This is a genomic window from Streptomyces sp. NPDC016677, assembly GCF_055562815.1.
Genome location: NZ_JBVHEO010000030.1, coordinates 1 through 11003, shown reverse-complemented (window position 1 = coordinate 11003; position 11003 = coordinate 1). Strand labels below are relative to the sequence as shown.

Below are 11003 nucleotides of genomic sequence, written 5' to 3'. Positions count from 1 at the left end.
GCTCACGGCGCTCAGCCTCGATCCGGGCGGACGCGGCGGCGATCTCCTTGCGCCACTTGAGCGACGCTTCGGCGACGACGATGAGCACCGCCGGGGCGGCCGTGTGCACGAGCGCGCCGACCCAGTCGCCATCGAGGACGGAGTGCCCGATGTTGAGTGCGACGGACGCGCCGCCGGTGAGCACCCGCAGGGCGAGCGGCCAGCCGGTCGTCGAGCCACCGAGGCGGGAGACGATCGCGTCGACCCGGATCGAGATGACCACGGCGACGTCGACCACGAGCGGGAGGATCGGCGCCGACCACTCCCAGCCCTCCGGCGTCGAGCGCTCGACCAGCGGCGTCACGGTGAAGACCGAGAACAGGATGACGCCGAAGACGATCACCCAGGACAGGCGGAGCACCTTCTCCGCCTGGTCCACCTGCTCCTGCGTGTTGATCCGCACGGTCACCGCCCCGCCTTCGCGCGGGAGAGGAAGCCGCGGGAAGTCGCGGTGACCTCGGTCCGCTGGACGACCGTGCCCTTGTAGACGTTGGTGATCGACGCCCGGCGGACCCGGGCGAACGCGGAGCCGATGGCGGTCGCGGCGGCGGCAACTCCGGCGAACGGCAGGGTCACAGCGAGGACGCCGGTCAGCGTCACGGAGGCCAGGCCCTGGAGGATCAGCCAGGCGCCGCACCCGAGCCCGGTGACGCCGGCGCCGACGCCGATGCTCGCCACGGCGACCCCGGCGGCCCACTGGGGGACGATCCGGGAGTCCGGCTGCGGGACGGGCGGGGTGGTGCCGTACGCGGGGACGGGGGTGTCGTCGCGGAAGTACGTCGGGGTGGCCGGCGCCTCCGGCCGGTACGCCTCGGCGATCAGGCGGGCGGCTTCGGCGGACGCCTCGGAATCGGTGAGATGCTTCGGGTCGGTGGTCACGGGTCTCCTCCGTGGTCATCGGGCGGGCCGCCCCGGTTGCTGCGGGGCGGTCCGTCGTCGTTCGGTGTGCGGGGGGTGTGCGGCCCTGCTGTGCGGGGGGTGTGCGGGCCGGTGTGCGGCCCGATTCACACGCCGCGTGACGTGGGGATTCGCACTGTGCGGCTGTGCGGGGCGTGCGGGGGTGTGCGGCGGCCGTCAGACCCCGGCGAGGACGGGCAGGAGGCGGTAGGTGCCCTCCTCGCCCGTGGGGGCCAGGCGCCCTTCCTCGGCGAGCCGCTTGAGCTGCTTGGAGACCCAGGAGCGGTCCCGGCCGATCTGGTCGAGGTACGGCGAGAGGTCCTTGACCGCGACCGTGCCCGGGCCGACCGAGGCGAGCATCTGCACCAGGTCGTCGAGCAGCTCGCGCGCCTCCTCCGGCGACGGCTTGCCCGCCGGGAGGACCGCCGATCCCTCGGCCGGCGGGAGTTCGGCACTGGCGTCCAGGCCGACGTCCTCGGCGTCGACGAGCGAGGCGACCATCTGCTGCGACGCCTGGGCGTCCGTCGGCGACGGCGTCGAGGGCGCGGCCACGGGCATCTCCGAGGGGGCAGTGGGAGCGGCGGGGGCGGCGGCCTGGGCGGCCGGGACGGCCACCCGCTCGCGACGCTTGGTGAACAGCTCGCCCGCCACCATCCCGGCAGCGGCCTCCGTCACCGTGCCGGGGCCCGTCGGGCGAACCGAGGCGAAGGTGTCCACCAGCCAGCGGCCGGCCTTCTCGTAGGCGCCGGACGGGCCAGTCCAGAACGTCCTCGCGGGGTTCGCGTAGAGGTCTTCGTCCACCCCTGCGCTGACCAGGTACACGTACCCCTTGCGCTTGTTACCCCAGGCCGCCGGGTTGGCGCCCGCCTCCAGGACCTCCTCAGGGAGGGCGAACGAGGCGTCGTCGCCCCGGACTCCGAAGCACATGGCCGCCGGGAGCGAGGACCTGGTGTCGGTGGAGAGCTGGTAGCCGGAGGCGCGCTGCATCGAGACGAACAGCGAGACGCCGGCGGACCGGGCCTCCTGCGCGATGCCGGTGAAGGCGTCGTCACCCAGTTCGCGCAGCAGCTTGGCGGCCTCCTCGAACCAGGCGATCAGGTACGGCATTCCAGGGCAGCCGCAGGAGCCGCCCGCCTTGCAAGAGTGCGCCCTGTCGGTCTGCTTCTTGGCGGCCGCGGGCTCCCAGGCCCGGTAGGCGTGGTCACGCAGCCAGGCGGTGCGGGCGGGGATGACGGCCTGGACAGCGGCGACCATCGCGGCGGCCGACGGGCTGTCGAGCGCTGCCCAGTCCAGCGCGGGCAGCAGCGGCTGGAAGTCCTGGCCGGCCTTTGCCGCGTCGGCCAGCCAGACCGAGACGTCTCGGCGCGAGAGAACCTCGAAGAGGATGTCGAGGGCGCCCTCGGTCTTGCCGCTGCCGGTCATTCCCATGATGAGCATGTGGATCGCGTCGAGGAGCGGGAGCACCAGGTCGCTGCCATCGTCGTAGACGCCGATCCGCAGGGGCACGGCGATGGACTCGCCGGGGGCGGACGGGCCGGGCCACACGGTCGGGGTCTTGAGCATGTCCTCGGGCACGATGACGAACTGGCCCTTCCTGGCGCTGTCGGGGTCGTGCTGGACACGGATGGCCGTGGTCGGCACATCGAGGGCGGACGCGATCCTCGGGATCGCCTTGGACACGTCGTCGTTGGTCAGCTCCCCAGCGGGCAGCTCGTAGGGGACGGTGACGCGGTTGGGCTCCACCTTGACGTCCCGGAGCTTGGTCCGGGCCAGGCCGACCTTCTCCAGGAGGCCCTTGTCCGACGACTCGCCGGAGCCCTCGGGGGCCGACGAGCGCATGACCTGACGGATGTTCCAGGACAGGGCGAGGGTCGCGCCGCCCATCAGGTACAGGTCGGGCAGCGGGCCGGTCAGCGGGCCGGACAGGGCGGCGGAGGTGAGCCACGCCGACCCGGCCGCCACGGTGATGGCGGAGTGGAGGCGGCGCTGCTGGCCCGTCGACTTGCCCGCCCACCAGGTACCGGCCGTCAGGAGGCCAGATGCCAGGGTGAGGCCGACGCCCGCCCACGCGGAGTCGCCCCACATGGCGTGGGCGCCGGCACCGGCCAGGCCGACGCCGCCAGTGACGATCCACGGCGGGGTGTACGGCTTGGCCCGGTGCCACAGCCAGGCACCCATGCCCGACCCGCCAGAGTTGAGGCGGTCTTCGTGCTGCTGCTGAACGTCCTTGCTGGCCATCGGAGTACCGCCTCTCAGAACTTGAAGGGGTTGGTGGACGCGGTCTGCTGGGGGCGCGGGCGCATCAGGTCCGCGTACTCGCGCTGGAAGGCGGCGTAGGTGGCGACCGCGTTCTTCGCGGCGGCCGTGGCCCCGTCCGAGGCCCGCTTGAGCTTCCAGGCCACCTTCTTCGCCCGCATCTTGGTCTGGATCTTGTTCTCGCCCGGCAGCGGCAGGGACTGGCCCAGGCGGGCCTCCAGGATCTTGGCGGCCATCGCCAGCTCGATGGCGGCCTGGATCATCAGCGCCCGCAGGTGGTTGCAGTAGTTGCGGACGTCGTCGGTGTTGTTGAACTCGGGCTCCCCGAGGATGAACTGGGACCGACGGCCGCCCTGCCCGGTGCCCGCGCCGTTGTTGGTCGTGCGGTTGATCGTCACGTTGACGGGCGGGACGAACGACCCGCCCATAGCGCCGACGAACCCGCCAGCCGCCGCACCCGCGTTCGCGAACTTGCTGCTGCTGTTCCGGCCCGTGGCTCCCGACTGTGTGCTCGCCATGCTTCCTCCATGATCGCGTCTCCGTAGTAGAGCACTCTACCTTTACACGTAGAGTACTCTACATGCAACCTATGGCAGAGTGCTCTACGTTGGAGGTAGAGCGCTGGTGAGCGGAGGAGCTATGACAAAGCGGGTTGGGTACGCCGATATCGCGGCGCACTACCGGCAGAAGATCGACGACGGGGACCTTGAGCCCGGCGAGCGGATGCCCACGATGGAGGCGGTCCGGGACCACTTCAGCGTGTCGATGGCGACGGTGAACCGGGCGTACAAGCAGCTCAAGGCAGAGGGCTACACGACGTCCCGTCCCGGCTCGGCGACCGTGGTCGCACTGCGGCCACGGGTCGTATCCACGGGCGCCGCCCGGCTGGAGAGGCTGAACCGGACGGGTAAGCACTACGCGCCCGACGAGACGAGCACCGACCACGTGGCCATGCTGCGGAGCTGCGGGGACGCCGACGTCGCGCAGCAACTCGGCATCGAGCTGCACGACGAGGTGGTGATCCGCCGCCGGGTCTTTCGACGGGAAGGCCGGCCGACCGTCGTCGCCCTCTCCCTGATCCACCCGCGGGCCCTGGCGACGATGCCCGAGCTTCTCCAGCAGGGGCAGCTCAAACCCTTCTGGCAGTCCACGTACACGCAGCGGACGGGCCGTGAGGTGAAGCGGTCGCCGGAACGGCGGGGCGCGCGTCTGGCCAGCACCGATGAACTGGCAGCGCTGGAGGTCGACGTGCCGCCCAGCGCGGCCGTGCCGGTACTCGTACTCCACACGACGTTCCACGACGAGGAAGGGCCGCTGGAGGTCTGGGAGGACGTGTATGCCCCTGGCCTCTGGCAGATGGCCACCGAGTAGCCGAACACCTTGAGCCCCCGCCGAAGTCCCCGGTGGGGGCTTTGTGCTGCCCAGGAGCGGCACCCCTGAGCGGTTTACATGGCCAGCCGTCCGCCGACTGCCGCTCGCGCTGTTGTGCTCGCGGCAGGCTGGCGGCGGAGGGGCGGGGGCGTGCGGCGCTGAGCGGCCGTCTGACGGGCCAGGACGGGGGCTGAGCGCCGTACCCCCGCCGTCGCGAGGCTAGGCAGCGTGAGGCGACCTCACCGCCCGTCCAGGGCTGATGGGGAGCAGCTGCTGCCGCGATGCGGCCGATGCCGTCGAGCTGGTCAGCCCTGCGGATCCGTCGGTGGCTGAGCGTCCGGCTGATCGAAGAGCGGCAGAGCCTCCGGACGGGACCGGCCCGGCGGGGGAGGGAGCAAGCGCCGGCGCTTCCGCTGCGAAGGCCCAGGCGGCAGAGGCGGCGGCACGGCCGGACGAGGAGGTGGCGGCACCGGCCGAGGCCCCGGAGCAGGGACCGGAGCTGCGGGCCGCATTTCGTCACGTGACGATTCGTCGTAGCCCCGGGAGTTGTCACGTGACGAATCTCGACGCGCGACGGCCGCCGCCACGGCAGCGACCACGGCCTCTCGTTGCTTCCTCGCCTCGTACGCCCGTTGGCGGCAGCTCCGGCGGCAGTAGTCCTTGCTCCGGCCGATGCCGTTCTGCTGGATCGGGGAGCCGCACCAGGCGCAGAGCTTCGCTCCGTCAGGGTCCCGGGGGATGTCGTGCTTCATGGCGCATGACCGTACGCGGCACGTCTCATGGCGCGGCGGGTGGGCGCGGTAAGAGTTTCCCTACTCCATCAAGGCCCGCCCGCAGCGCGGGCCGAGCGGCCCGCCGCCGGCCGAGCCGCTCCTGTCTTCGCCCCGCGGCCCGGCCGCCCCCGGGCCGCTCACCCGGAGCACCACCAGGAGCACGCCGAGGCGTTACACCTCTGGCACTTTGCTCGGCCGTTGCGTGCACGTGTGTGCACGGGCACCCACCTGCACGCGGGAGACTCCCGTCATGAGCACCGCGCGACGCCAACTCGGCACCGGTCCGAGCACCTCCCCGACCACCCCGGCCGCCATTGATCCGGCCCCGCGGCTGCTGCCCGTCGAGCGCATCGACCCGAGTGCCGGCCGCGACGTCGACCACGACCAGGTGCCCGCCGACCGCCCCGGCCGCCGACCGCTGGGGGAGGGACCGGGCCAGGAGGCGGACTGACGTCAGGTGCGGGCCAGCAGATCCGTCATCTCGTCAGCAGCCTTGACCAGGCTCTCCGACTGGGCCGGGTCGGTGGCCGCCTCCCGTCCAGCGCAGAAGTACAGCCATCGGACCGCCTCCTGGAGAGCGGCCCTCAACTCCGCGATCTGGTGGTCTTGGTCTGCGGCCATGAGCGTCTCCCCGGTCGGTGCCTGCACAGCGAGCAAGTTATCGGCTTGGAGTTACCACCGCCGGTGCCCCCGACCGAGGGCGGTCGGGGACGGGAGGGTGCGCTACCAGGCGTCCGGCCGGGGCGTCCTGGCGACCAGGTCGAGCAACTCCCGGTCGCCGGTCCGATGGGCGAGCTGCTCGGCGTGGGCGTACAGCGTCTCCGCCGTCCGCAGCGTGGCCGGTCCGCACCTGATCCGGGGGACCGGCTCCTGATCGGAGAGCACGCCCAGGCGCGCGATGTCGGCGACGATCCGCAGGGCGGTCTCTGCCATCTCCCGCTCGGTGGCGGTGAGGTCGGTCACGGGGTTTCTCCGAAGGTTGGGGCGGGGTTTTGAGGTAGATCAGCAGAGAGCGTGTCGGCCGTAGGGGATCAGGGCAGGGGCGAGTTTCCCGGAGCAGGTGCGGCAGGTGTCCGAGGCGGCGTCGGCCGGGGGAGGCGTGATGCTGGGCGCGGGCACAGCGGGCTTGTGCCTCTTGCGGAGGCTGACCTTGGGCCTGACCGGCCGGTCGGGGTTGCGCAGCCGGTCGAACGCGGCGGCGGTCTCGTCGGCGTGCGCGACCGCGGCGAGCTTCCGCCGGCGGACGAACTCAGCATGCGCGGCGAGCAGCTCGTCGTGCTCCTGGTCCTCGATGCCGAGTTGCTCGTCCCGGTCGGCGGCGGCCCGCTTGGCGGCCTTGGCCCTGGCGACGTACTCGGGTGCGTCGGGGTGGGCGGCGAAGTACTCGGCGCGGGCCTTGATGATGGCGGCCTCGGCCTGGGCGAAGCCCTGGCGCCAGACCTCGGCGCGGGCGGCGAGGGTGGTCCGCTCGGACCGGCGCAGGATCTCGTCTGCGGTGGGCAGCGTGCCGTCAGACGGCAGCGTCTCCGGGGGCGTGACGTCGGCGCCCCAGATCAGCCCCCACGAATCGATCAGGGCGCGGACGGCGGCGGTGCCGCCCTTCTCGGCGGCCTTGAGCAGGGCGAGAGCACGACCCTTGTGCCGGGCGATGTGCCGGTACCAGGTCGAGGCGGGGATGCAGGCGAGCGGCTTGCCCTGCGCGGCTTCCTCAGCGGCCACCTCGCTGTCGTTCCGGTCGTCCAGCTCGAAGCCCATCTCCCGCAGGAGCTTGCGCAGGCCGTTGGACCAGTACAGGGACCGGACGCCGGTCGCGGTGACCACGAACTCGCGCCACAGCTCGACCGAGCGGGCGTCGCCAGCGATGGCGTCGCGGGCAATCTCGAACGGGGTGCGGTGGCCGCCCTGGCCCTGCTTGACGTCGAGCCGGGTAAGTTCGGCGGCGACTCCCCAACGGGTCTTCCCGTCCTGGCCCTTCATCAGGTAGCGGGCCATCTGGCCCGACTCGCCACGGTCCGGGGCGTCGATCTTCACGCCGACCGGCTTGCCGTCCTTCTCCGAGACCTCGACCGGCATCCGGGCGCCGACCTTGACCAGCGCCTCCGACCACACCTCGAACGCGAGGTGCTGGAGCTTCTCGACGCGGCCGGCCGCGAGGGGCCGGGCCAGGAACAGCAGGACGTGGTAGTGGCAGTGCCAGCCGTTCTCTCCGTGGGTGACTTCCCAGGCCCGGACGAAGCCGCGGATGCCGAAGTCCTTCTTCGCCTGCCGCCACTGGCGGCCCGCGTTCATGCCGAACCCGGCCTTCCAGGCCGCGCGCTGCTTCTCCTCCAAGTCGGCCAGGAGGTCGCGTTCGTAGTGGCGCATGGTGAGCGTCATCATCACCAGGCCGCAGCTCTGGCACTCCCAGAACTGGCCGACCTGGTCCAGCTCGTCCTGGCGGACGCGGCGGATCGAGGTCGAGCAGCACGGGCAGACGTGCACCGAGCCGCAGGTGACGACCCCGGCGTACCCGGCGCGTCCGTTGCGCAGGGTGGGGGTCACGCCGCCCGCGAGGACGGAGATCCCGCAGCGCTCCAGGCGCTCCAGGCCGGAGATGGCGCGCAGGGCCTCGCGCATCTCGAACCGGATGTCGCGGGCCGTCGTGTCGGCGTCGGACTCCATGACGGTGCCGCGCGTCGAACCGCTGAACGCGACCGGGTTGTCAGTGGACACGTCAAGATGCGGGCCGCTGACCTGCATGTCCGTAGTTTTCGCGGTAGTACCAAGGCCGCGTCCCTTTTTGGTGCCGGAGGTGCCGCCCGACCGGCCGGGGGTGGGGAGGGCTTCACCGCGCGCAATGGCACGTTTTGCGCGCTTTTTGCATGCTTCGGAGCAGTAGATCTTGGGGCGTTTGCCCGGAGTGTGGGTAATTGGGGTCCCGCAGTGACAGCGGGGGCCAGAGAGCTGATGCTCGATCATGGCCGCACTTCGCTCACCTGGAGGGGTAAGCGGCGCAACCCCGGCGGCGCGCGGAGCAGTAGGTGTTGCAGACGCCGAGGCGTCACGTACGCTGGACACAGACGAGTCCCTTGGTTGCCAAGCCGGGTGGACGTCAGAAGCGGTCAGGGATTAGGCCCCCTGGCCGTTTCGCTTTTCTCGGGTTGATCCTGCCACCTCGCGCAACGGACGTTCCCCTCGGCACGCCTGACGCTCCGATGACCCGTGCACATCGGGCGGCGTGTTCCTGGTGACGGACGACGAGCTGGCGGACGTCGGCGCGGCCGGCCGCGTGCTCGATGTGACCGCAGACGCAGGCGTAGGACGCACGCGCCATCGGGGCTGCGGCGATCCAGAGGCCGGGGAAGTCGGGGGTCGGCTGGAGAGTGCTCACGTCCTGGTAGACGGGGTGACCCTCTGATCCATTACAGATGAGCCCCGCGCGCGCGTAGGACGGTCTCACGAGTTCCACGGATGTTCCTTTCCGCTGGTCAGGGGGCTGGTCCCCCATACCGGTACGTCTCGCGGCGGGATCTGTTACGCGTGGGCCGGTCGAACCGGGGCGAACGCAGGTGAATCGAACGGTTGTTGCGCTGGTTGCGCAGGTGCACACGCGTACGCGCGTGCGCGTAGGGCGGTCCAGAAAGTCCAAAAACCCTGGTGGGGCTGGTGGGGTTTGGAGGGCCGAAGGGAGCCCCGCCAGCGGAAGGCCGACGGGGCTCCGGTGCGTCAGGAGGCTTTAGGCCCCTTGGGCCTGCGGGTGGTGCTGGGGTGCTCGCTGCCCCGAGCGTTGTTACCGAGCCGCTCGTTGGCCCGGCTGCAGGGGCGGTTGCCGGCGAAGCCGTCGGACTTCTCTCCAGGGCGGCTCATCGTCCAGCCTCCACGGCCCAGGTCCAGGGCTCGCCTGCGGCAGCGGCCCGGGCGGCGGCGTCGGCCAGGGCGCGGGCCCGGGCGGCGGCCGACGCCTTGACGAAGCGGTGGCGTGCGAGGTCGAGGAGGAGCTGCGAGATCTCCCCGGCCTGAGCGGGCGTCATGGTCCCGCCGTCGCCGTACTCCTGGAGCAGGAGCAGGAGCGGGCCGCGCCGGTCGCGGGAGAGGCAGCCCTCGGCGTATCCGGCGAGAGCGGTGAGGACGGTGAGCGGGTGACGGTCCTCGCCGAAGAAGTCGGCGCCGTGGGAGACGACGACGTGCGGCTCGGGATGCTCGACGATCTGCGGCTTGCGGGTCATGCGGCACCTCCGAGGGCGATGACGACGGCCAGGACGAGCAGGACGCCGGCCGCGCACGTCAGGTCGACGGCCCGGCGCAGACAGGTGAACTTGGCGACGGCGATCCGGGACAGGCCAACGATGTCGGCGGGCAGATTCCGGGCCTCTGCGGTCTCGGTGAGCTGCTGGGGGGTGAGGGTGGCCCACAGCGGGAAGCCGTGGCCACCACCGAGGTTCGGGCGGACGGACCGGAGCAGGAGGCCGGCCGCGCCGACCAGGAGGGCGAGGCCGATGCCGCCGACGATGTACGAGGCGGCGTTCATGGGCAGGCCGCGGGCGACGGTCCAGGCGCCGGCCGCGACCGCGCCGACGAAGGCCAGCAGGAGTCCGGTCTTGGTGTCGGTGCGGGCGATCTCCGCCTTCACCTCGGCGTGCTGCTCGACGAGCGTGTGCTGGGTGCTCACGTCAGGTCCTCCTCGGTCTCGACTCCGGCGTCGCACCAGCGGCAGGGGATGCCGGGGCGGTCCAGTTCGTGGTGAAGGCGGAAGCCGAGGAAGACAGCCACGGCAAGGGTGATGGTGATCAGGGCGACGGCGGGCGAGGCCCAGGCCGGGGTGTCCCAGCCGAGGACCTCGCGCAGGCCGATCCCAGCGAGCGGGGTGATCGCGGCGGACGGGGTGTGGGCGAGCCACAGCAGTACGACCCGTACGCGCCAGGAGGGGATGAGCAGGAAGAGGCTCATGCCGCCGCCCCCTCAAGCTCCTTGCAGCGGGTGGCGACCCAGCCGGTCGACCATCCGGTGAGCGCGGCGATCTCCCGCTGTGAGCGGCCCGCGCGGACGCCGTCTACGACGGCCTGGCGGGCGTCGGTCTCGCTCATCTTCCCGGCGGGCTTGGTCTCGTGAGCGGGGGTGCTCACGGTGGCGCTCACCGACGGGCGGGTGGTGCTCTTGGCGGCGCTCACGGCCGCGAGGGCGGGTGCGGGTGCCTCCGGAGCCGTACGGGGCGTCAGGGCCTTCTGAGCAGCCTCCTGGGCCGCGCGGGTGGCCTCCTGCTCACGGCGCTCGCGGTTTTGGCGGTCCCGCTCGCGGCGCTCTCGGTCGAGACGGTCCTGCTCTTCGCGGCGGCGGCGTTCCGCGCGCTCCTCCCGCTCGATCTCGGCTTCGCGCTCCTCCCGGGCCAGGCGGGCGGCGGCTTCCCGCTCCTCGCGTGCGAGGCGGGCGGCGTGCTCGCGTTCCCGCTCACGGTCTGCGAGTTCCTCGCGGCGGCGCTCGCGGTCGGCGGCCTCCTGGCGCTCACGCTCCAGCCGCCGGGCCTCCTGCTCACGCTCGCGGTCGGCCCGCGCCCGCTCCTCGCGCTCACGCTGCTCACGGCGGCGGGCGTCCTCGCGCTCACGGCGCTCAGCCTCGATCCGGGCGGACGCGGCGGCGATCTCCTTGCGCCACTTGAGCGACGCTTCGGCGACGACGATGAGCACCGCCGGG

At 72.0% G+C, this 11003-nt stretch carries 12 protein-coding genes and 2 pseudogenes; 2 read left to right on the top strand and 12 right to left on the bottom strand.

Going from position 1 to position 11003, the window contains the following annotated elements; genetic code table 11:
* The 4 genes and pseudogenes from ACZ3IG_RS36005 to traA form a co-directional block, all read right to left on the bottom strand.
* Nucleotides 1–448 (bottom strand): annotated as a pseudogene (locus ACZ3IG_RS36005) (DUF2637 domain-containing protein); the annotation flags it as partial.
* The gene (locus tag ACZ3IG_RS36000) at nt 445–918 is read right to left on the bottom strand and encodes a hypothetical protein (RefSeq protein ID WP_467437458.1); all 474 of its coding nucleotides are present in this window, start codon (nt 916–918) and stop codon (nt 445–447) included. The pseudogene ACZ3IG_RS36005 and the gene ACZ3IG_RS36000, both read right to left, overlap by 4 nt.
* A gap of 195 nt (nt 919–1113) precedes the next feature.
* Entirely contained in the window at nt 1114–3174 is a 2061-nt protein-coding gene (gene traB / locus ACZ3IG_RS35995) for a plasmid transfer protein TraB (protein WP_467437457.1), read from the bottom strand.
* A gap of 14 nt (nt 3175–3188) precedes the next feature.
* Nucleotides 3189–3710, bottom strand: a complete 522-nt coding sequence (gene traA / locus ACZ3IG_RS35990) for a plasmid transfer protein TraA (RefSeq protein ID WP_467437455.1) — start codon at nt 3708–3710, stop codon at nt 3189–3191.
* Between the two features lie 121 nt (nt 3711–3831).
* Here traA and ACZ3IG_RS35985 point away from each other — a divergent pair, with 121 nt between their 5' ends.
* Together ACZ3IG_RS35985 and ACZ3IG_RS35980 are read left to right on the top strand one after the other, a co-directional pair.
* Nucleotides 3832–4563, top strand: a complete 732-nt coding sequence (locus ACZ3IG_RS35985; RefSeq protein ID WP_467437454.1) for a GntR family transcriptional regulator — start codon at nt 3832–3834, stop codon at nt 4561–4563.
* A gap of 1023 nt (nt 4564–5586) precedes the next feature.
* On the top strand, nt 5587–5787 hold the full coding sequence (locus ACZ3IG_RS35980) for a hypothetical protein (RefSeq protein WP_467437453.1): 201 nt from the start codon (nt 5587–5589) through the stop codon (nt 5785–5787).
* Between the two features lie 2 nt (nt 5788–5789).
* Here the strand turns inward: ACZ3IG_RS35980 and ACZ3IG_RS35975 are convergent, their stop codons facing one another.
* From ACZ3IG_RS35975 to ACZ3IG_RS35940, 8 genes and pseudogenes are all read right to left on the bottom strand, one after another.
* Nucleotides 5790–5957 (bottom strand): hypothetical protein, encoded by a 168-nt coding sequence (locus ACZ3IG_RS35975; protein ID WP_467437451.1) that lies wholly within the window; start codon nt 5955–5957, stop codon nt 5790–5792.
* Between the two features lie 102 nt (nt 5958–6059).
* Nucleotides 6060–6299 carry a hypothetical protein gene (locus ACZ3IG_RS35970; RefSeq protein ID WP_467437450.1) on the bottom strand — a complete coding sequence of 80 codons (240 nt, stop codon included), beginning with the start codon at nt 6297–6299 and terminating at the stop codon, nt 6060–6062.
* 39 nt (nt 6300–6338) lie between these two features.
* Complete coding sequence (locus ACZ3IG_RS35965; RefSeq protein ID WP_467437449.1) at nt 6339–8048, bottom strand: rep family protein; 1710 nt, start codon at nt 8046–8048, stop codon at nt 6339–6341.
* Between the two features lie 993 nt (nt 8049–9041).
* The gene (locus ACZ3IG_RS35960; RefSeq protein ID WP_467437448.1) at nt 9042–9182 is read right to left on the bottom strand and encodes a hypothetical protein; all 141 of its coding nucleotides are present in this window, start codon (nt 9180–9182) and stop codon (nt 9042–9044) included.
* On the bottom strand, nt 9179–9541 hold the full coding sequence (locus tag ACZ3IG_RS35955) for a DUF7739 domain-containing protein (protein WP_467437446.1): 363 nt from the start codon (nt 9539–9541) through the stop codon (nt 9179–9181). Before ACZ3IG_RS35955 ends, ACZ3IG_RS35960 begins: the two co-directional genes overlap by 4 nt.
* Nucleotides 9538–9984 carry a Pycsar system effector family protein gene (locus ACZ3IG_RS35950; protein WP_467437445.1) on the bottom strand — a complete coding sequence of 149 codons (447 nt, stop codon included), beginning with the start codon at nt 9982–9984 and terminating at the stop codon, nt 9538–9540. The genes ACZ3IG_RS35955 and ACZ3IG_RS35950 overlap by 4 nt, the downstream gene beginning before the upstream one ends.
* Entirely contained in the window at nt 9981–10262 is a 282-nt protein-coding gene (locus tag ACZ3IG_RS35945) for a hypothetical protein (protein ID WP_467437444.1), read from the bottom strand. Before ACZ3IG_RS35945 ends, ACZ3IG_RS35950 begins: the two co-directional genes overlap by 4 nt.
* Nucleotides 10259–11003, bottom strand: a pseudogene (locus ACZ3IG_RS35940) (DUF2637 domain-containing protein); the annotation flags it as partial. The pseudogene ACZ3IG_RS35940 and the gene ACZ3IG_RS35945, both read right to left, overlap by 4 nt.

Bases quoted from the DNA above. Each gene is read 5' to 3' on its own strand.
- traB (WP_467437457.1), bottom strand. From the start codon at position 3,174: ATGGCCAGCAAGGACGTTCAGCAGCAGCACGAAGACCGCCTCAACTCT.
- traA (WP_467437455.1), bottom strand. From the start codon at position 3,710: ATGGCGAGCACACAGTCGGGAGCCACGGGCCGGAACAGCAGCAGCAAG.
- ACZ3IG_RS35985 (WP_467437454.1), top strand. From the start codon at position 3,832: ATGACAAAGCGGGTTGGGTACGCCGATATCGCGGCGCACTACCGGCAG.
- ACZ3IG_RS35980 (WP_467437453.1), top strand. From the start codon at position 5,587: ATGAGCACCGCGCGACGCCAACTCGGCACCGGTCCGAGCACCTCCCCG.
- ACZ3IG_RS35975 (WP_467437451.1), bottom strand. From the start codon at position 5,957: ATGGCCGCAGACCAAGACCACCAGATCGCGGAGTTGAGGGCCGCTCTC.
- ACZ3IG_RS35960 (WP_467437448.1), bottom strand. From the start codon at position 9,182: ATGAGCCGCCCTGGAGAGAAGTCCGACGGCTTCGCCGGCAACCGCCCC.
- ACZ3IG_RS35955 (WP_467437446.1), bottom strand. From the start codon at position 9,541: ATGACCCGCAAGCCGCAGATCGTCGAGCATCCCGAGCCGCACGTCGTC.
- ACZ3IG_RS35945 (WP_467437444.1), bottom strand. From the start codon at position 10,262: ATGAGCCTCTTCCTGCTCATCCCCTCCTGGCGCGTACGGGTCGTACTG.